This is a genomic window from Amycolatopsis sp. lyj-112, assembly GCF_046549055.1.
Taxonomy (GTDB): Bacteria; Actinomycetota; Actinomycetes; order Mycobacteriales; family Pseudonocardiaceae; genus Amycolatopsis.
Genome location: NZ_JAJPWS010000015.1, coordinates 155,395 through 175,351, shown reverse-complemented (window position 1 = coordinate 175,351; position 19,957 = coordinate 155,395). Strand labels below are relative to the sequence as shown.

Annotated in this window: 19 protein-coding genes; 14 read left to right on the top strand and 5 right to left on the bottom strand. The window is 70.2% G+C overall.

The features are described from left to right. The 14 genes from ACLJRL_RS34875 to ACLJRL_RS34810 all read left to right on the top strand — a co-directional run. Positions 1 to 341 (top strand): HNH endonuclease signature motif containing protein (locus tag ACLJRL_RS34875; protein WP_410660624.1); only part of this gene is annotated, 341 nt, incomplete at its 5' end. 548 nt (positions 342 to 889) lie between these two features. Next, positions 890 to 2,143, top strand: a complete 1,254-nt coding sequence (locus ACLJRL_RS34870; RefSeq protein WP_410660623.1) for an aspartate kinase — start codon at positions 890 to 892, stop codon at positions 2,141 to 2,143. 16 nt (positions 2,144 to 2,159) lie between these two features. Next, the gene (locus ACLJRL_RS34865; protein ID WP_410660622.1) at positions 2,160 to 2,948 is read left to right on the top strand and encodes a 2-amino-3,7-dideoxy-D-threo-hept-6-ulosonate synthase; all 789 of its coding nucleotides are present in this window, start codon (positions 2,160 to 2,162) and stop codon (positions 2,946 to 2,948) included. A gap of 30 nt (positions 2,949 to 2,978) precedes the next feature. Further along, entirely contained in the window at positions 2,979 to 3,887 is a 909-nt protein-coding gene (locus ACLJRL_RS34860) for a family 3 encapsulin nanocompartment shell protein (protein ID WP_410660621.1), read from the top strand. Further along, on the top strand, positions 3,884 to 4,801 hold the full coding sequence (locus ACLJRL_RS34855) for a sulfotransferase (RefSeq protein ID WP_410660620.1): 918 nt from the start codon (positions 3,884 to 3,886) through the stop codon (positions 4,799 to 4,801). Before ACLJRL_RS34860 ends, ACLJRL_RS34855 begins: the two co-directional genes overlap by 4 nt. Beyond that, positions 4,801 to 5,559 (top strand): SDR family oxidoreductase, encoded by a 759-nt coding sequence (locus ACLJRL_RS34850; protein WP_410660619.1) that lies wholly within the window; start codon positions 4,801 to 4,803, stop codon positions 5,557 to 5,559. The genes ACLJRL_RS34855 and ACLJRL_RS34850 overlap by 1 nt, the downstream gene beginning before the upstream one ends. Positions 5,560 to 5,586: 27 nt before the next feature. Next, the gene (locus ACLJRL_RS34845) at positions 5,587 to 7,239 is read left to right on the top strand and encodes an AMP-binding protein (protein WP_410660618.1); all 1,653 of its coding nucleotides are present in this window, start codon (positions 5,587 to 5,589) and stop codon (positions 7,237 to 7,239) included. 10 nt (positions 7,240 to 7,249) lie between these two features. Beyond that, positions 7,250 to 8,395, top strand: coding sequence for an acyl-CoA dehydrogenase family protein (locus ACLJRL_RS34840; RefSeq protein ID WP_410660617.1), 1,146 nt, complete (start codon positions 7,250 to 7,252; stop codon positions 8,393 to 8,395). Between the two features lie 34 nt (positions 8,396 to 8,429). After that, positions 8,430 to 8,978, top strand: coding sequence for an adenylyl-sulfate kinase (cysC, locus tag ACLJRL_RS34835; RefSeq protein WP_410660616.1), 549 nt, complete (start codon positions 8,430 to 8,432; stop codon positions 8,976 to 8,978). Then, positions 8,975 to 9,889 carry a sulfate adenylyltransferase subunit CysD gene (gene cysD / locus ACLJRL_RS34830; RefSeq protein WP_410660615.1) on the top strand — a complete coding sequence of 305 codons (915 nt, stop codon included), beginning with the start codon at positions 8,975 to 8,977 and terminating at the stop codon, positions 9,887 to 9,889. The genes cysC and cysD overlap by 4 nt, the downstream gene beginning before the upstream one ends. Further along, entirely contained in the window at positions 9,889 to 11,172 is a 1,284-nt protein-coding gene (locus tag ACLJRL_RS34825) for a sulfate adenylyltransferase subunit 1 (protein WP_410660614.1), read from the top strand. Before cysD ends, ACLJRL_RS34825 begins: the two co-directional genes overlap by 1 nt. Continuing rightward, positions 11,165 to 12,541, top strand: coding sequence for an FAD/NAD(P)-binding protein (locus ACLJRL_RS34820; protein ID WP_410660613.1), 1,377 nt, complete (start codon positions 11,165 to 11,167; stop codon positions 12,539 to 12,541). The genes ACLJRL_RS34825 and ACLJRL_RS34820 overlap by 8 nt, the downstream gene beginning before the upstream one ends. Further along, a complete protein-coding gene (locus tag ACLJRL_RS34815; protein WP_410660612.1) occupies positions 12,538 to 14,118 on the top strand; it encodes an aldehyde dehydrogenase family protein in 1,581 nt (526 codons plus the stop codon). The genes ACLJRL_RS34820 and ACLJRL_RS34815 overlap by 4 nt, the downstream gene beginning before the upstream one ends. Continuing rightward, entirely contained in the window at positions 14,115 to 14,570 is a 456-nt protein-coding gene (locus tag ACLJRL_RS34810; protein ID WP_410660611.1) for an SRPBCC family protein, read from the top strand. Before ACLJRL_RS34815 ends, ACLJRL_RS34810 begins: the two co-directional genes overlap by 4 nt. On the opposite strand, the gene ACLJRL_RS34805 is transcribed toward ACLJRL_RS34810, so the two are convergent. The 5 genes from ACLJRL_RS34805 to ACLJRL_RS34785 are packed head-to-tail and all read right to left on the bottom strand — an operon-like array spanning position 14,567 to position 19,956. Beyond that, positions 14,567 to 15,961: an MATE family efflux transporter gene (locus tag ACLJRL_RS34805; RefSeq protein ID WP_410660610.1), complete on the bottom strand. Its 1,395-nt coding sequence runs from the start codon at positions 15,959 to 15,961 to the stop codon at positions 14,567 to 14,569. The two genes, ACLJRL_RS34810 and ACLJRL_RS34805, sit on opposite strands and share 4 nt — an antisense overlap. Next, complete coding sequence (locus ACLJRL_RS34800; protein WP_410660609.1) at positions 15,958 to 17,016, bottom strand: PLP-dependent cysteine synthase family protein; 1,059 nt, start codon at positions 17,014 to 17,016, stop codon at positions 15,958 to 15,960. The genes ACLJRL_RS34805 and ACLJRL_RS34800 overlap by 4 nt, the downstream gene beginning before the upstream one ends. Next, positions 17,013 to 18,365, bottom strand: coding sequence for a Y4yA family PLP-dependent enzyme (locus ACLJRL_RS34795; RefSeq protein ID WP_410660608.1), 1,353 nt, complete (start codon positions 18,363 to 18,365; stop codon positions 17,013 to 17,015). The genes ACLJRL_RS34800 and ACLJRL_RS34795 overlap by 4 nt, the downstream gene beginning before the upstream one ends. Next, a complete protein-coding gene (locus tag ACLJRL_RS34790; RefSeq protein WP_410660607.1) occupies positions 18,356 to 19,333 on the bottom strand; it encodes an ornithine cyclodeaminase in 978 nt (325 codons plus the stop codon). The genes ACLJRL_RS34795 and ACLJRL_RS34790 overlap by 10 nt, the downstream gene beginning before the upstream one ends. Beyond that, the gene (locus ACLJRL_RS34785; RefSeq protein WP_410660606.1) at positions 19,330 to 19,956 is read right to left on the bottom strand and encodes an ABC transporter ATP-binding protein; all 627 of its coding nucleotides are present in this window, start codon (positions 19,954 to 19,956) and stop codon (positions 19,330 to 19,332) included. The genes ACLJRL_RS34790 and ACLJRL_RS34785 overlap by 4 nt, the downstream gene beginning before the upstream one ends. Position 19,957 lies beyond the last annotated feature (1 nt).

Here is a 19,957-nt window from a genome sequence, read left to right as displayed (position 1 = left end):
AGGTCAAGGATTTGGGCCGGGATCGGTACCAGCCGACAGCCGGGCTCGACGAGTTCGTCCGGGTACGGGACCGTGAATGCCGAAGACCCGGCTGCCACAGACCCGCCCAGGCCTGCGACATCGACCACTCCGTGCCGTGGCAATTCCACGGCAACACCGACGCCGCCGACCTCATCGACCTCTGCCGCCGTGACCACCGCTTGAAGGATGCGCCGGGCTGGAACTACCGGCTCGCGCCCGACGGAACGTTGACGATCACCACACCGACCGGGCAGACCCACACCAGCACGCCTCCACCACTCCACGAACCCCGCATCACCGACGAACCACCACCCTTCTGACCCCGTTGCCGAAAAACGGCGATACCGCACGACCTTCTACGGCCACCCGGCACGTCCGCAGGCACGCCGTCGAGAAGAAGCCACGCTCCGCAGGCTTCACGTCACGGTGAAGCCGCCACCGTTCTGGCTGTTGCCGAAAAACGGCAAGGCCTCTGCCACCAAGCCGCCGCACCACCGAAAACCGCCGCCGATCTGACCCGTTGCCAAAAGACGGCAACGCACCCAGGCGGCCGCCCTCGCCCCTCCTCACCAAGGGACGGCACCCTCTCCTGCCCACGCCCTGCCGCCCAACCAATGCCACCAAGCCGCCAAACCCCTGCTCAGATCGGGGCCGATACCCCCAGCACAGGCGTCCGAACTGGAAAAACGTCGGACTACGCCATCCGCACTCCCCTGTTTCAGTGACCGGTACACGCATTCACTCAGCTCGCCGTCGCCTGCCCCGTTCCCCAGGTTCACGGATTTACGCGAGTGGGAGCGCCCGCCTCAGCGGGCAACCTTTCACCGACGGAAGAAATCCCTTGCCCGGTTTCTGGGGACGGAGCGAAATGGACATCAGGATCCTGAAGTACGGAGGCTCGTCCTTGGCCGACGCGGCCGAGGTCGCCTCCGTCGCCCGCCGGATCGCGCGGATCCACCGTGAGGGCACTCCGCTGGTCGTCGTCGTATCCGCACGCGGTGACACGACCGACGATCTGGTTCGCGCGGCCGTCGAAACCAGCGACATCCCGGATCCCTGGGAGCTGGACAAACTGCTGGCGACCGGCGAACTCGCGTCGGCCGCGCTTCTGGCCATCGCGTTGGGGGATCTGGGCATTCCCGCGGTTTCCCTGTCGGGGCCGGAAGCGGGCCTCCGGGCGGTAGGCAGGCCCGGGGCGGGAGTGATCGCCTCCGTCGAGGCCGGCCGGATCCACGACCGGCTTTCTCGCGGCCAGGTGGTGATCGTCGCGGGTTTCCAGGCCTTGGATCCGGCCGGCGCGATCGTCACCCTCGGCCGCGGCGGGTCGGACACCTCCGCGGTGGCCTTGGCCGTCGCGCTCGAGGCACCGGTCTGCGAGATCTACACGGACGTGGAAGGCGTACGGCGAGCCGATCCCCGCGTGGTGCCGGAAGCCGGGCTGCTGCACAGCCTGCCCGCGCCGGTCATGACGGAGATGGCGTTCTCCGGAGCGCGCGTCCTGCATCCGCGATCGGTCGAACTCGCCGCCGCGCACGGGATCGACATCGTCGTCCGCGACGCGTCCGGCCGGGGAGAAGGCAGCACCATCATCGGAAAGGGAGCAACGATGCTCGACGCGGAAGTCCTCGAAGGACGAGCCGGCGTCATCGCCGTGACCCACGACGAACGTGTCTCCGTCGTGGCGATCGAGGCCGAATGCGACCGGGTGCGAGGCAGCGCCCAGGTGCTCGACGCGTTGGCGCGAGTCCAGATCCCACTCGACTCGGTCGTGTGGTCCGCCCCGCCCGGCGCGCCACTGCGCATGGAGTTCTGTGTGTCCGACGTCCTGCGGGACGCGGCGGTGAACGCCGTCCGGGAGGCGCTCGACTGTTCGGTCGTCGTGCGCCGGGAACTCGGCCGGGTTTCGGCCGTGGGCACCGGGCTGCTCAGCAGGCCGGGGCTCACCGCGCTGGGGCTGTCCGCACTGGCGACCGCCGACATCGCGGCGGAATGCGTCTCCTGCGCCCAGGCCCGGACCACGTTCCTGGTCCCGCGCGAGCGCGTCCACGAAGCGGTGACCGTGCTCTACGAGTGCTTCGGCCTCGACGAGGCGGACACCACCACGCCGGTCATCCCGGCTTGAGCAGAAAGGAGTTCCGGTGAGTCAGCCCCAATCCTTCGGCGCACGACTACGCCTGGACAGGATGGACGACAACCGCGACGGACGGCTGATGATCGTCCCGCTGGACCATTCCGTGGCCAACGGCCCGGTCACCCCCGACGATTCGCTCGACCGGCTCGTCGGCGAACTCGCCGACGCCGACGTCGACGCGATCGTGCTGCACAAGGGAACCGCACGCCATCTCGACCCGGCGCGCTTCGCCGATACCTCGCTGATCGTGCATTTGAGCGCCAGTACCGCGCATGCCCCGGACCCGGACGCGAAGTATCTCGTCACGAGTGTGGAAGCCGCGCTGCGGCTGGGCGCGGACGCGGTGAGCGTCCACGTGAACATGGGTTCCCAGGAGGAGGCGTCGCAGGTCGCCGATCTCGCGCGCGTCGCCGAGCACACCGATCGCTGGGGAATCCCGTTGCTGGCCATGATGTACGCGCGGGGGCCGCAGATCACCGATTCCAGCGATCCCGAGCTGGTGACCCATTCGGCCACGCTGGCCGCCGACCTCGGCGCGGATCTGGTCAAGGTCAGCTATCCGGGTTCCGGCCAGGCGATGGCGGACGTCGTCCGCGCCTGTCCGATCCCCGTCATCGTCGCGGGCGGTCCGCCGGTACCGCAGAAGAAGATGCTCCTGCACCGGGTGGCCTCGGCCATGCGTGCGGGCGCGTCCGGTGTCGCCATCGGCCGGAACATCTTCGAGGACCCGCATCCCGGCAGGCTCGCCCGCCAGCTCGGCGACGTCGTGCACGGCCGGGTCGCCGTCGCGGCCTGACCACCTCCACCACCACCGAGAAAGGCAGCAATGACCACAGCTCAGACCACGTCCCCCGTCAAGCAGAAGCGGCAGCTGCTCGCCGATCCCGCGATGACGGAAAGCACGCCGGGCTCGGAATTCGCGCAGGCCGCCACGCTCGGCTCCGGCACTGAAGACGTCACCGTCACCTTCCGCGCGTACCTGCCCACGGCGTTCCCGCTGTTCGCCGACCGGCCCCGGTACACGGTGCGGCAGCTGATGAAGATGGCGACCATCCGCGACGGCAACGCGCACTACATCCACGAACCGCGCCCCGAGCAGGACCGCCGCGAGGTCTCCGGCACGACGTTCGCGACCTCTCCCGAGGCACAGTTCAAGCCGATGCTCGGCGAGGCGAAGCTGACCGACATCGGTGTGGCCCTGCCGGTTCCGCCGGGACTGCTGGATCACCCGCGGTTGCTGGCCTCCTTCATCGACTACCGGCTGCTGGTGCGCTTCGGTACCACCGAGAACCAGGTGCTGTTGCACGGCAGCGACGACGGCTCGGTTCCGGGCCTGGCCGGCCTTCCGGGCTCACGAGTGCTGCGAACCGAACGCGAACCGGTGGATCTGCTCACCGACGCGGCCGCGATGGTCGAAGAGACCGGCGGCTCGTGCGACGGCATCGTGGCGCACAACGCCGTGTACTGGCAGGCCGTCGAATCGGGATTGCTCGGCAAACTCGCCGAGGCCGGCATCCGCATCTCGCGGACCCGGATGATCGCGAGGAATCAGGTGCTGCTGGGCGATTTCCGCGCCGCCACGACCTTCCTCGACCCGGAGATCTCCACCCTGACCCTCCGGCGCGGCGCCGCCGAAGACGGCAGCGACCTGCTCGAGGCCAGCAGCCGGATGGGGCTGGCGGTGCACCTCCCGCAGCACATGGTCCTGCTCTCGCAGGAAGGCGCCGGGACATGAAGGTGCTCTACATCACCGGAATGCTCCGCTGCGGCAGCACCATGATCGGCAACGTCCTTGGCGAAGCGCATCGCGCACTGCACGCGGGTGAGCTGTACTACCTGTGGCGCAACGGGATTCTCGGCACCGGGACGAACTCCAGCTGCGGCTGCGGTGAACCGGTCCTCGACTGTCCACTGTGGTCACAGGTGCTGACGGACGGCGTCGTCGCCGACAGGCACGCCGCGGCCGCCGCCGACGCCGTCCAGTCGGCCCGGTTCCGGGCCCGGCACACGCCGGCCCGGCTGGCCGAAGCGCTCGGCGTGCGGTCCATTCCGCCGGACGTGGCCTGGCTGACCGGGCTGACCACCGACCTGTACCGCGCCGCGGCCGAAGCGGCGGTCGCCGACGTCGTCGTCGACGGTTCGAAATATCCGGCGGAGGCGGCGGCCCTGCTCGGCCGCCGCGACCTCGACCTGCGGGTGCTGCACGTGGTCCGCGACGCCCGCGCGACGGCGTTCTCCTACCGCAAGGACAAGGAGTACGTGACGCGGATGAGCGCCGCGCGCAGCACGGGCTACTGGACCGCGGTCAACGCGGCGTCCGATCTGCTCGCCGCCGCCGGCCGCGACCGCTACCTCCGGATCCGGCACGAGGACTTCGCCGAGAGCCCCCGCGACGTCATCGGCGAGGTGATGCGGTTCGCGGGGATCAGCGGGATGAACCCGGTGGCCCCGGACGGGACCGTCGAACTGGGGGTCAACCACACCGTCACCGGCAATCCCGACCGGTTCCGCCATGGCCGGGTGCCCATCCGGGCCGATCGCCGGTGGCACCGGGAACTGGACTGGAAACCGAAGGCACTGACCACGGTCGCCGCGGGGCCGCAACTGCTCCGCTACGGCTACGGCGTCCGCGCCGGAGAGGAGATCTGATGGAACTCGGACTGGACGGCAAGGTCGCGATGGTGGCCTGCGCGAGCAGTGGGCTGGGCTTCGGAGTGGCCGAAGCACTGGCCGCCGAGGGCGCGGACGTCTCGATCTGCGCCCGTGACGCCGACAGGCTCGCCGACGCGCACGGAAAACTCGAAGCGATCGGCGGCGGCCGGGTGCACAGCCAGGTCGCGGACATGGCCGACGTCGCCGCGGTCGAACGCTGGGTCGCCGAGACCGCGATCGAGTTCGGCGGCATCGACATCGTGGTCGGCCACACCGGTGGGGTGAACCAGGGCCCTGTCGAAGGTTTCGGCGCCGAGGACTTCCGGCAGGCGTTCGACACGGCGTTCATCCCGCATGTCACGCTGGTCAACGCGGCCACTCCGCATCTCAAGCGTGGTGGCTGGGGGCGGGTCCTGATGATCACGTCCGAATCGGTCCGGCAGCCGATGCCGCACAACGCGCTCTCCGGGATCGCCCGCCTCGGCCTGCTGGGCTACGCGCGGAACCTGGTGCACGCCTTCGGCGACAGCGGGGTCACGGTCAACGTCCTGGCCCCCGGCTACCACGACACGCCCGCCCTGCGCGGCCCGTCCGGCGGCGATCCCAGTGCCGCGGCCGCCGAAGTGCCGGTGCGCAAGGTCGGCGATCCCGGTGATTTCGGTGCGCTGGCGGCGTTCCTGGCCAGCAGGCAGGCCGCGTTCGTCACCGGCACGCTGCTGCTCGCCGACGGCGGCAACACTCGCGCGGTCGTCTGAGCCGTCCAACAGCCAGAAGGAGGCATCATGACCGAAGCACTGGCGGAAAAGTATCTCGCCGAAGCGTGGTGGCGTGCCGAGGAAACCCTCCTCGACGACCTGCGCCGCGCCGCCCGCGCGCATCCCGATCGCCGCGCGATCGTCATCCGGCACACCGACGGCAGCGCGACGGAAACCCTGACCTACCAAGAACTCGAACGCCGCGTCGGGCGGATCGCCGCCGGGCTCGCGGGCCTGGGCGTCGAACACGGCGACGTCGTCACGATGCAGTTGCCGAATTCCTGGCAGCTGGTCGCGACCACCTTGGCGTGCACCAGGATCGGCGCGATCGCGGGCCCGGTCCTGCCGATCATGCGCCGTCGCGAACTGGCGTTCATGACCGGCCTGACCGAGAGCCCGGTCTACATAGGACCGGTCCGGCACCGGAACTTCTCCCACGCCAAGCTGAGCGCCGACGTCGCCGAGACGACGCCGACGATCAAGCACCGGATCCTCGTGGGCGCGGCGGGCGAACCGCCGGATTCCACCGGGCTCGAGGGCGCGTTGGACTTCGACACCGCGCTGCTGGGCGAACCAGGTACCGAAGGCGCCATCACCGGCGATATCGAAGGCCGCGGAGCGGGGCCGGACGACGTCGCCTACCTGATGTTCACGTCCGGCACCACCGACGAGCCGAAAGGCGTGCTGCACAGCCACAACACGTTGCACGCCACCAACCGGATGCAGATCGACGCGCTGGGCCTGAGCGGCGACGAGGTCACCGCGATGGGTTCGCCCACCACGCACAACGCCGGGTGGACCTGGAACTTCACCATGCCGCTGCTGCTGGGCGCGACCGGCGTGCAGATCGACAACTGGGACGCCGATGAGATGCTGCGGATCCTGGAGGAGGAGAAGGTCACCTTCTTCATGGGCGCTCCCCCGTTCCTGGTCGACCTGATCGACCGGCAGCGCGCGGGACGCCGTGATCTTTCGGCCCTGCGGACCTTCGCCACCGGCAGCGCGCCGATCCCGCCGGTGCTCGTCGAGCAGGCTCGCGATGTGCTGGGCTGCCGGCTGTACGCGTTGTGGGGGATGACCGAAAACGGCGCGCCGACGATCACCCGGCCCGAGGATCCGCTCATGCGGGCCGCCGAAAGCGACGGTTCCGCCGTGCCGGGGATGGAGATCCGCGTCGTCGACGGCGAAGGCACGGAGGTTCCGGCCGGCGAGACCGGCCACCTCCAGGTGCGCGGCGCGACCCAGTGCCTCGGCTACTACCGCCGTCCCGAGGTCTACGCCGAGAACCTGACCGGCGACGGCTGGTTCGACACCGGGGACCTCGCCCGCGACGACGGTCACGGCGGGATCCGCATCGCCGGGCGGGAAAAGGACGTCATCTCCCGTGGTGGCGAGAAGGTTCCGGTGGTCGAGGTGGAGGCGGCGCTGCTGCGGCATCCGTCGATCAAGGACGTCGCCGTCATCGGCTACCCCGACGACAGGCTGGGCGAACGGGCGTGCGCGGTGATCGTGCCGTCGGACGGGATGCCCCGGCTGCCCGAACTGCGCGACCACCTCGACGGGCTCGGGATGGCCAAGCAGTACTGGCCCGAACGCGTCGAAGAGGCCGAGGCGCTGCCGAAGACACCCAGCGGAAAGGTCCAGAAGTTCAAGCTGCGGGAGCGGCTGGCCACCAGCTGAGAGGCACGACATGGATTTCGCATTCACCGACGAACAACGGGCGCTGGCCGAGAAGGTCCGGGCGTTCGCCGCCGAACGCGTCGCCCCCGGCGCCGCGCACAACGACCGGGAGGAAACGTTCCCGCCGGGGTTCTTCGAGGAACTCGGCAGGGCCGGGCTGACCGGCCTCTGCGTCCCGGAAAGCCACGGCGGGCGCGGACTCGGCGCCGTCGAGGCCGGCATCGCCGTGGAGGAATTGGCGAAGGCCGAGGCGACGGCCTGTTACCCGGTGCTCAACGCGGCCCTGATCGGCGGCATCATCGACCGCAACGGAACGACCGGCCAGAAGGAGCAGTGGCTGCCGCCGGTCGCGGCCGGTGAGTCGGTCGTGGCGCTGGTGCTCACCGAACCGGAGCACGGCACCGACGCCGCCGCGATCGGGCTGCGGGCCGAACCCGACGGCGACGGCTGGGCGCTCACCGGCACTAAGACGTCGATCATGCTGGGCGCGCACGCGACACACGGACTGGTCTTCGCCAGGACGAGCGACGACGGCGCCCGCGGCGTCACCGCCTTCTACCTGGCGCTGGACCATCCGAAGGTACGCCGGGAGCGGTTTTCCGACCTCGGTGCCCGCGCCGGTGGACGGGCGACGATCGAGTTCGACCACTACCCGGCGAGCAAGGACGACGTCGTCGGCGAGGTCGGCGAAGGATTCGTCGGCGTCATGCGAGGTTTCGACCATTCCCGCGCGCTCATCGCGATCCTGGCCGTCGCGTCGGCGGACGCCGCGCTGGCCGACGCCCTGGCCTTCGCTCGCGAGCGCACCTCGTTCGGCGTCCCCATCGGCAAGCATCAGGGGGTGGCGTTCCCCTTGGTGGAGCACGCCACCCGGGTGCGTGCCGCCCGTCTGCTCGCCTACGAAGCCTTGTGGCGCAAGGACTCCGGGCTCGACCATCGCACCGAAGCCAATATGGCCAAGTGGTGGGCGCCCCGGGTCGGAGTCGAAGCGGCGCACCAGGCGCTGCTCACCTTCGGCCACCGCGGCTGGAGCGAGGACAACCCGGCGGCCCGGCGCCTGCGCGACGCCGTCGGCCAGGAAATCGCCGACGGCACCGAGAACGCCACCAAGCTCGTCGTCGCCCGGCAGTTGCTGGGCCGCGAGTACGCACCCTGACCATCGATCTCAGGAAGAGGAAGGAAGGAGTCCCATGACCACCACGCTGTGGTTGACCGGACTACCCAGTTCCGGCAAGTCGACACTCGGCGAGAAGCTCGCCGAACGCCATCGCGGCCATCGCGCCGTCGAGCACCTCGACGGCGACGTCGTCCGGCGGGAGATGTTCCCTGAACTCGGTTTCGACCGGGAAGACCGGATCGAGAACATCCGGCGGATCGGCAAACTGGCCTCGATGCTCGCCTCCCACGACGTACTCGTCGTGGTCTCCGTGATCGCCCCGTTCCGGACCGCGCGCGCCGACGTCCGGGCCGACCACGAAGGCCAAGGCCTGAACTTCGTCGAGGTCCATGTGCACGCCCCCATCGACGTCTGCGTCGAGCGCGACGTGAAGGGCTTGTACGCCAAGGCGGAACGCGGCGAGGTCGCCGGGCTCACCGGCTTCAGCGACATCTATGAGGCACCTTCGAGCCCCGAAGTCCGCGTCGACACGTCCGACTGCGACGTCGAAGAAGGTCTGCAGATGATCGAGCGCGCCCTGGACCGGTGCGAACGAGAGCAGCAGGAGGCGATTCTCCGATGAGCGCACCCACCACGGACCGGGTCGGGGCCGGGATCTCCGCGCTGGAGGCCGAGGCGATCCACGTCCTGCGCGAGGTCGCCGGCGAGTTCGACCGGCCCGCGCTGCTGTTCTCCGGCGGCAAGGACTCCACGGTGCTGGTGCACCTGGCGATCCGCGCCTTCGCCCCGATCACCCCGCCCTTCACGCTCGTCCACGTCGACACCGGGCACAACTTCCCCGAGGTCCTGACCTTCCGCGACGAACTCGTCGAGCGGTACGGCCTGCGGCTGCACATCGCCGCCGTCCAGGACTGGATCGATCGCGACGCCGTCCAGGAACGTCCGGACGGGCTGCGCAATCCGCTGCAGACGGTGCCGCTGCTGGACACCATCGCGGAACAACGTTTCGACGCGGTGATCGGCGGAGGCCGCCGCGACGAGGAGCGTTCCCGTGCCAAGGAACGGGTCTTCAGCGTTCGCGATTCCTTCGGCCGCTGGGATCCCAAGCGCCAGCGGGTCGAACTGTGGAACCTCTACAACGGCAGGCACAAGTCCGGTGAACACGTCCGGGTCTTCCCCATCTCCAACTGGACCGAACTGGACGTCTGGCGTTACATCGAACATCTCGGCATCGAGCTGCCCGACCTGTACTTCGCTCATCGCCGCCAGGTGCACGAACGCGACGGCATGTGGCTCACGCCGGGACCGTGGGGCGGCCCGGCCGAAGGCGAGGAACTCGTCGAACGGCTGGTGCGCTACCGGACCGTCGGCGACGGTTCCTGCACCGGCGCGGTCGAATCCGAGGCCGACACCATCGCCGGGATCATCGACGAGATCAAGGCCAGCAGGCTGACCGAACGCGGCGCCAGCCGCGCGGACGACCGCATCTCCGAGGCGGCCATGGAAGACCGCAAGCGGGAGGGTTACTTCTGATGACTTCGGATCTGTTGCGGCTGGTGACCGCGGGCAGCGTCGACGACGGGAAATCGACCCTGGTCGGCAGGCTGCTCTACGACACCAAGTCGGTACTCAGCGACCAGCTCGACGCGGTGCTGCGCAGCAGCGCAGAACGCGGGCTGACCGACCCCGACCTGTCCTTGCTGGTCGACGGTCTGCGCGCGGAACGCGAACAGGGCATCACGATCGACGTCGCGTACCGCTATTTCGCGACGCCAGGGCGGACGTTCGTCCTCGCCGACACGCCGGGGCACGTGCAGTACCTGCGCAACACCGTCACCGGCGCCTCGACGGCGGACCACGCGGTCCTGCTCACCGACGCGCGAATGGGTGTCCTGCCCCAGACCCGGCGGCATCTCGCGGTGATGGCGATGCTCGGTGTCCCCGGCATCACCCTCGCGGTGAACAAGCTGGATCTCGTGGGCTTCGACGAGGGTGTCCACGAGGCGATCCGGGACGAGTTCGTCGCGCACGCGCTTTCCCTGGGCTACGCCGAAGACCAGGTCACCACGATCCCCATCTCCGCGCTGGCCGGGGACAACGTGGTCACCCGGTCCGGCCGGACCCCGTGGTACGACGGGCCCACGCTGCTGGATCACCTCGAACGGGTGACCCCGGACCAGCGCGGCTGCGACGTCGGGTTCCGGATGCCCGTGCAGTACGTGCTGCGCGACGGTGACCAGGGCTACCGCGGCTACGCGGGCCAGGTGGCGGCCGGCCGGGTTCGTCCCGGCGACCAGGTGGTGGTCCTGCCCGAAGGCAAGGTCACCACCGTCGCCGCCGTCGACACCCCGGACGGTCAGGTCGACGAGGCCCCGGCCGGTACCCCCGTGACCCTGGTGCTGGACGACGACGTCGACATCTCCCGCGGCGACCTCATCGCCGAAGCCGCCCGCCGTCCCGAGGTGGCGCAGGAACTCGACGCGACGATCTGCTGGCTGGCGGGGACTCCGCTGCGCCCCGGCGCACGCGCCCTGCTCAAGCACGGCACGCGGACCACGTCCTGTGTCGTCCCCGAGCTGGTCTCCCGGTTCGAGGAACAGCAACTGTCCACAGAGGACCGTCCGGACGAACTGGTGCTCAACGAAATGGGTCAGGTCCGGTTGCGTGTGGCGGACGCCCTGCCCACGGACGCGTACACCGACTGCGCGGCAACGGGTTCGTTCCTGCTGATCGATCCGCAGGACGGCGACACCCTGGCCGCCGGGATGCTCGGCGACGCGCTGTCGGCGGTGACCACCGGGGCCGGGGATGCCTGAATCGTCGCGGGTCGCGGTGATCGGGGTCGGCGCCAGCGGCGCGCTGGCGGCCCTGCACCTGTTCCGCGCGGCGATCCGGCACGGACGGCGTCTGCACCTCGTCCTCGTCGACCGAGGAGGCGAGTTCGGGCCCGGTGTGGCCTACCGGACCACCGATCCCGCTCACCTGCTCAACACACCGGCGGGGAAGATGAGTGCCTTCCACGACGATCCCGGCCACTTCGTCCGCTGGAACCGGGCGCGAGGCCGGGAAGCCGAAGACGGCACCTTCCTGCCCCGTGGCGAGTACGGGCGCTACCTGACCGAAACGCTGGTGGCCGAGGAAGAACGGGCCGCCGGCGTCGCCACGGTCGAGCGGATCACCGCGAGCGCCACCGGGCTGAGGCCGGACGAGGACGGGGGCGTGACCGTCGAACTGGACGGCCCCGCCCCCGTCCGGGCGGACACCGTCGTGCTGGCCCCCGGTGCCGGGCACGGCGATCCACTGGCGGGCCTGCTGCCCGCCGGGTCGGACCGCTATGTGGCCGACCCGTGGCGGAGCGCGGGGCCGGAAGCGACCGCCGACGGATCGCCGGTGCTGGTCCTCGGTACCGGTCTGTCCATGATGGACATCGCCGTCTCGGTCACCCGCACGCATCCGGAGACGGTGGTGCACGCCGTGTCACGGCACGGGCTGCTGCCCCGGCCGCACCGGAGCGGGCCTCCACCGGAGACCGCGACCGTGCCGGAACCGCCGGAACGAGCGGCTTCCGTGCGCGACCTGCTCGGCTATGCCCGCCATTGCCTGGCACAGGAGCCGGAGCACTGGCGCGAGTTCGTCGACAGGCTGCGTCCGCACACCGCGCGCCTGTGGCGGCAACTGGAGCCCGGCGAACGGCGGCGGTTCCTCGACCGGGTCAACCGGTTCTGGGACGTGCACCGTCATCGCGCCGCTCCGGCGACCCACCGCCGGACCCGGGAACTGCTGCGCTCCGGACGGCTTCGCCTCCACCGCGGCCGGGTCGACCACGTGCGGCCCACCCCGGCGGGGTTCGACGTCAGCCTCGCGACCCCGTCGGGCCGCCGGAAGCTTCCGGTCGGCTGGCTGGTCAACGCCACCGGATTCCGCACGGACGCCGGGGATCCGTTGCTGCGGCGCCTGTTCACCGAGGGCACCGCCCGGCCCGACCAGGTCGGGCTGGGCATGGCCACCGGCCGGGACGGGCGTGTGCTCGGACGGCACGGCGACGGACAGCGCATCTACACCCTCGGCGCGCTACGCCGGGGCGAGGAGTTCGAAAGCACCGCGGTCCCCGAGATCCGCGGCCAGGCGGCGGCGATCGCCGAAGCCACGGTCGGGGCCCACGAGGAAGAGGTGATGCGGCGATGACCGCAGGAGAGATCTTGAGGTACCCGGCCTACATCGACGGCAAGGACGTCGAACACCCTGAGGGCCGCTACGTGCACACTGTCACCGCACGAGCCGTCCTGGAGGACACCTTCGGCGCGCTGGCGCTCAAACGCGATCTCGACACCGGCCGCATCGACCCGCGTTCGGCGGGGCCGGCCGTCGTGGGCGCTTGCGCGCTGGCGGACGACGCGATGGCGCGCCACGCCGTGGAGGCGGCGGCGCGGGCCGCGCCCGAATGGGCCCGCGTCCCCTTGCGCGACCGCGTCGCGCTGGGCGTCCGGATCGGGGAACGGCTGCGGGAAAAGCGCGACGACCTCGTCGAGCTGCTGGTGGCCGAAGGTCAGCCACGGGCGCTCGCCGGTCCGACGATCGACGAGTACTGGTACGCCGACTTCAGCGCGGAGACGCTGAACTGGTGTGCCGATCAGATGGAATCCTCGCGGCGGACGGAGAACCGGCATGCGACGGTCCGCCGCGTCCCCGACGGCGTCGTCTGCGTGAACCCGCCGCAGAACGCTTCGACCCCCAACGCGCTCTTCGGTGTCACCGCGCTGATCGCGGGCAACGCGGTCGTGGTGCGCGCACCACGCGGAGTCCCGCTGGCGACCACGTACGCGCTCCGCGAGGTGGTCGTCCCCGTCCTGGAGGAGGCGGGTGCGCCACCCGGCGTGCTCAACATCCTTTGTGGACCGCCGATGACCGACCTCTGGCTGGAGAGCCCGCACGTCAACGACATCGTCTACGTCGGCGGGAGCACCAAGGGACTCGACTTCGAACGGGCCGCGGTCACGGCGGGCAAGAAACCGATCCTCGAACTGGCGGGCAACGACTGCTGCGTGGTCTGGCACGACGCCGATCTCGACGGCGCCGTGGAGTCCATCACCGAGAACTTCCGCCAGTCCGGGCAGATCTGCAATATCCCCAACCAGGTCATCGCCCATCCCGCCGTCGCGGACGAACTGCTCGACCGGCTGACCGACGCCGCCACGCGGACGAAACCCGGCTTCCCCGACGACCCGGACACCGTACTCACGCCGGTGCTGATGGCCGGCGCCCATTTCGCCGACATCGCCGACGCCGTCGGCAAAGGCGCCCGGCTCCTGCACGGCGGACGACGGCTCGAGGTCGACGGCAAGCCGTCCGACACCGGGCTGTTCGTCGAACCGGCGGTGCTCCGCGTGGACGGGCTGCGGACCGCCCGGGAGACCCGCGCCGTCCGTGAGGAGACCTTTTCGCCGCTGGTGCCCGTGGTCGTCCCGGAACCCGGCGACGATGACGTGCTGCTCGACGACGTCCTGCGGTTCGTCGGCGAAAACGCCTACGGGCTGCGCAATTCCTTCTGGGCCCAGGACGACCAGGTCGTGCGGAAGATCGCGGACGAGGTCACGGACTGCGGCGTCGTCAACATCAACGACTCGCATTCCGCGTTCCGGCCGTTCCTGCCCACCCACGGCGGCACCGGCCTGACCGGCGGCGCTTTCGGTGAGGCCAACTACCTGATGCTGCGGACGACCCGTCTGCAAGGCGTCAACATCGTCACGGGAGGCCGGAAATGACGGAGTACGCGATCACCCTGTCCACCGCTCTGCCCGCGGACGACGTCTTCGAACGCTTGCGAGCGCAGGAACACTTCCCTGATGTCGCCCCGGAGATCCTCGCCGTGGAAGCGGTCGGGCAAGACCTCCACGAGTACGTCCTCGCGTTTCGAGAGGGTGTCGCTCGCTGGACCCAGTCGACCGAAGCCGGCCCGCTTCGTCTCGGTTTCGAACAGACCGACGGCGACTTCGTGTCCTTCGGGGGCTCGTGGGTGATCTCCGAAGAGCCGGGCGGCAGTTCCGTGACCTACCGGGTGGCGTTCCGGACCAGCGTTCCCCAGCTGGCAGGCGCGATCGATCCGATGGTCGCCCGCGTCCTCCTGCGCACCGCCGCCGACGTGGTCACCGGTCTGGCCGGGCCCGCGGAAATCGTCAGCGGCGGCGAAGCGCTCCATGAGGCTTGGGCGGGCTAGCGAGCATCGAGGGCAGCGAATCGCCGGCCCAGCAGGACCGCGGTCGCCGTGAAACCGAGACACAGACCGGCCCAGACACCCCAGCCGCCCCAAGCGAAAACGTAGGCGCACAGGGCCATGGCCGGTACACCGACCACCCAATATCCGACGAGGGTGCAACGGAGCCCGGAAACGGTGTCGCCGAGCCCGCGCAGCAAGCCGACGAGGATGTTCTGGGTTCCCTTGCTGTACTGCTGCGCGATGGCGAACAACAGCAGGGTCGACGCGGTGCCGAGCACCACTGTGTCGGACTCGCCGGCCTCGCCGTGCAGGAACGGCCAGAGCAGCAACTGAGGCACCACCAGGTATCCCAGGCTCACCACCGCCATGAAGGTCCACGACAGCGTGAGCGCCTGACGCGCGATCGTCGGGGCTTGGCGCCTCTCCCCCTGGGCGGCCGCGCGACTGACCAGAATGGACGATCCCTGCGACAGCCCGATATTGGCCTGGTAGACGATGTAGGCGAGCTGGTTCGCGACGTTCGACGCGGCGAGCATGGCCGGCCCGAAAGCGCCCATCAGCATCGTCGCGATCGAGGTGATCGCGGCTTCCGATCCGTAGGTGAAACAGATCGGGGTCCCGTGCCGGACGATCTTCCGGACCACCGCCGGATCCGCGCGCCAGAGCGCCAGGGACACCATGGGGCGCAGGAGCGGGTCCCGGCGGACGGCCGAGGCGAACACCGCGAGGGTGAAGAACTGGACCACCGTCGTCGCCAGGCCGACACCGGTGACGCCCAGTTCGGGCAGGCCCGCCCAGCCGTAGATGAAGGCGGCGTTGAGGGCGGCGTTGACCGCGATCGACACCAGCGTCACCGCCAGAAGAGACCCTGGACGCCGCAGCCCGACGGCGAACTGGCGCAGCACGTTCAGCCACACCATCGGGAACAGGCCGCCCGCCAGCGCGAACATCATCGCCCTGGCGAGCGAGACGATCTCCGGCTTCTGGCCCAGCAACGGCAAAGCCGAAGCGAGTCCACAAAGGACGGCGACGCCGATCGCCGCGGTCAAGCTCGCGACGAGCAGCGCCGACCGCAGCAGCGACCGGATCTCCCGCCGTGCCCGCTCGTCGAGTTCACCGGTGCCGGTGCGGAGTTCGCCCGCACCGGCCGCCGTCGCCACGAGGTTCCCGACGCCGGTGACCATGCCGACGCACATCGTGCGGATCTGGTTGTACAGCAGGATCGCCAGGCCGCCCGCGGCCACCGCGGTCACGCCGAGCAGCCCGAGCATGGCCAGGTCGACGCTGGTGAGCGCCACCTGCGCCAGCTGGATCCCCGCGATCGGCGCCGCGAGCGCGACGAGCGCCCGGTATCCGCTCGCCGCCGCGGGCGCCTTCACCGCCGTGCTCACGCACTCACCGCCATCGGTACCGGCAGGGGACAGCGATCGCGCGTGGCCACCCGCACGGAAACGGCGTAGGTGGTGAACCAGCGCTCCACCCGGCGATGGGCGAGTTCGTCCAGGACCCCGCGCGCCCGCAACCAGTCGTCGTCGTACACCGAGTCGAGGTACTTCTCCCCCGCGTCATTGCACAGCACGACGACGGTGCTTCCGGCCGGGTAGGAGTAGAGCCGCCGCAGCGCGACATGGATCGCGCCGCCGGTGGTCCCGCCGACCAGGACGCCGGTGCGCCGGGCGACGACGCGGGCACCGGCGAAGGCGTCGCTGTCGGACACGCGGTGCGCCTCGTCGATCACCGACCGGTCCACGTTGTCCCCCACCGGGAATCCGGCCGGGCTGCCCGCGCCGGTCTGGTGGTAGATCCCCGGCGCGCCACCGAAGATGATCGAGCCCACCGGTTCGACCGCGACAGCGTGGGTGCCCGCACCCGCCACCCGCAGGGCGCGGGCCGTACCGCACAGCGAACCGCCGGTGCCGATCGCCGCGATGAGCACATCGACGGTGCCGACCTGCTGCACCAGTTCCGCCGCCAGCCCGGTGTATCCGTTGCCGTTGCCGGGATGGTTGTGCTGGTCGGGATGGTAGGCCCCGGTTTCGGCGGCGATCCTGGCCGCGATCTCCCTCCGCTGGACCGAGCTGACCCCGCCGTCCTCCCGGCAGTCGACGAACACCAGTTCAGCGCCCAGTGCGCGCAGCATCCGGAGTTTCTCGCGGGCGGCGTGGTGGTCGACCACGGCGGTGAACCGGTAGCCGCGCTCCAGCGCGACCAGCGCGAGCCCGTTCCCGGTGTTGCCGGAGGTGGGCTCGACGATATGCCCGCCGGGCAGCAGCCTGCCGTCGAGTTCCGCGTCGTCGATCATCTGCCGGGCCATGCGCACCTTGCAGGAGCCGGTCGGATTGAGCTGGTCGAGCTTGAGCAGCAGGCGGGTCCCGGTACCGGTGCGCGCGAGCTCCAGCAGCGGCGTGTCCCCGATCAGGTCGGACGCGCGCCGGACGATGGTCATCGGATCTCCTGGATCGGGTGGTCGGTGTCGACATGCCAGCGGTCGCCGTCGACCACTACCTTGGGCGGCAAGGGAAGCTGGTGGAAACCGCTCTCGTTCTTGTCCATCTGGTAGCCGGCGGTGTTGGGGTACACGAGCAGATCGCCGGTCTTCGGCCGCGCGGGCAGTTCCACCGTGCGCCAGGTCAGGACGTCGTACTCCATACAGCTGGAGCCCGCCACCATGGTGCGCACCCGCGCGGCCGCCGGGTCTGGGGCACCGGCACGGACGAGGACCGGGTCGGGCAGGAACTCGCTGCCCTTCCACTGTTCGGACAGGCTCATGGACAGGCCCGCGATCGTGGTGATCAGGTGATCTCCGGCCGGTTTGCAGCCCAGCACCGGGAAGACCGAGAACCCTGCGCCGTCGACCAGCGCCCGGCCCGGTTCGAGCAGCAGCTCGATCCCGGACGCGCGCAGGCGGTCCGCGAGCGGGAGGCCGTCGATCTCGTGCCGCAGGATGGCGGTGACCATCGCCGCGCCGGTCGGCGCCTGGTGGTACGGATAGGTTCTGGCCGGATTGCGGCAGGCGTGGAACCAGCCGTCGTGCCTGCCGGACTCGAACCGGGCCCAGTCCTCGGAGTCCACATAGGACACGGCGATCCCGCCGCCGATACTGATCTTCGACGCGGGATGCCCGAGCGCGCGGGCGTCCCGGCAGAGATCGATCAGGTACGCGGCGAGTTCCGCCCGCGGCACGGGGTCGTAACCGTCCAGGTGGAAGGAGAAACCACGCAAGACAACCGGGCCCTCACACTGCCGTACGGCCGCGGTCAGCGCGTCGGGATCGAAGCCGAACCGGCTCTCCGGTGCGGACGGCGGACGCACGCGCAGCAGTACCTCGGCGGTCTCGCCGATCTCCGTCGCCAGTCGTGCGAGGCGTTCCAGTTCGTCGGCCGCGTCCACCGCGATGAGACAGCGATGCCGCAGGGCGAGCCAGAGGAGACCGTCCGGTTTGGCGGCACCGGTCACCCCGATCGCCTCCCCGCGCAGACCATTGCCGAGGGCGTGCACCAATTCGGGCACGCTCGCGACGTCGACCCCTGTGCCGGGACGGGTGCACTCGCGCAGCCACGCGGCCGCCTTGTTCGCCTTCTTCCCGTAGTAGACGGTGCCGGACACTCGCTCGGCGGCGAGCGCGGCGACCATTCCTTCGAGGTTTTCGGCGAAGGAATCCGGATGGATCACGTGGAACGGGCCACCGCCGACGCCGCGGGCGATCTCCCACAGCGTCGCCGAGTCACGCACCTTGTGAGCCCAGGGGCGTTCGAGCGCGGGCAAGGGCGGGGACAGGGTGTCGATCAGGTCCACAGGGCCACCTCGCGGCCGCGGCCCGCCGCGATGGCACGCGCGGCCAGCGCGTGGGCCACCGGGATGTCGGTGATGATCATGCCGCTGCTGAAGGCGAACACCCGATCTTCGGCGCCGCGTCGGCCCGGTGCGCGGCCGGCGAGGATCTCGGGCAGTTCGGCGTCGAGGCGGAACACGCCGTCCGGGCCCGCCATCCGCTGCCCGGTCACCTCGACCTGCGCGGCGTTGGTCGCCACGGTGTAGTCGGCCTCGGCGAGCGTGCCCTCCTGAACTCCCTTGCTGGCGACGGAGATCAGCAGCCCGCCCGGCGGCAGCCAGCCGAGGCGGATCTTCGGATGCGCGGCGCGACCCGACGCGGCGACCACGATGTCGGACTCGCGCGCCGCGGCTTCGACGTCGTCGACGAGTTCGACCTCACGGTCCGGGAACTGGTCCTTCAGCGCGGCGACGCTGTCACGGAGTCCGTCGGGATGCGTGCCGAACAGCCGCAGGCGTTCGAGGCCCGGCAGTGCGGTGAGCAGGTACGGCAGGGTCCGGATCCCCTGAGCGCCGGTGCCGACCATGAGCGCGGTCCGCGCGTCCGGGCGGGCACAGGAACGCGCGATCAGCGCGGTGCTGGCGGGGGTGCGGGTGGCGCCGACGCGGTGGCAGTCCATGAGCGCGAACGGCAGGCCGGTGGTGTCGTCGTAGAGGGTGATCGTCGTGTAGTACTTCTCGGCCGACGTGCTGCCCTGCCGGTAACTCGTCTTGAACGCGGCCTGCTCGAGAGAGCCGTCGTAGCCGAGCATCGAGTACGTGACGGCGTCCCGCGCGGGGTCCGGCATCGGCACCATCAGCTTCGCCGGGTTGCGCGACTTTCCGGCCGCGTAGGCCAGATAGCCGTCTTCGACCATGGTGATCGCCTCGTCCGGGGCGAGTTCGAGGTTGTGCAGATCCGTGCGCGTGAGGATATGCAGCGAGGGGTTCATGAACGGGCGGCCTTTCTTGTGGACAGGGTGGCGGACGGTGCGACAAGCGCGTCCCGGATTTCGAGAACGCGATCGGAGCACGCACCGACCAAGGGCAGGTCATGGCTGATGAAGAGCACGCCGAGGCCGTCGTCCGCGGCCCGGCGCACGGTCGTGACGACGGCCGCGGTCGTCGCCGGATCGAGGGCGGAGGTCATTTCGTCGCACAGGAGATAGCCCGGTTCACCGGCGAGCGCGCGGGCGATCGCGGCCCGTTGCAACTGCCCGTCCGACACCTGGCGCGGGAACCGGTCGAGCAGCCCGATCGGGAGATCCGCCTTGGCGCACAAGCGTTCCCAGTCGACGTCGGGGCCGGCCGCGCAGATCTCGATGGACCGGCGCAGTGTCAGGCGGGGATCGCAGGACCGGCGCGGGGACTGGAAGAGCATCGCCACCCGGCCGTCGATGCGCACCTCGCCTTCCAGCGGCCGGTTCAACCCGGCGAGGACACGCGCCAGCGACGTCTTGCCGCAGCCGGACGGGCCGACCAGACCGACGATCTCTCCCGGCTCGACGTCCAGGTCGACGCCGGTGAGCAACGGGCTACGGCCGTGACCGACCGCGACGGAACGAGCCGAAAGCATG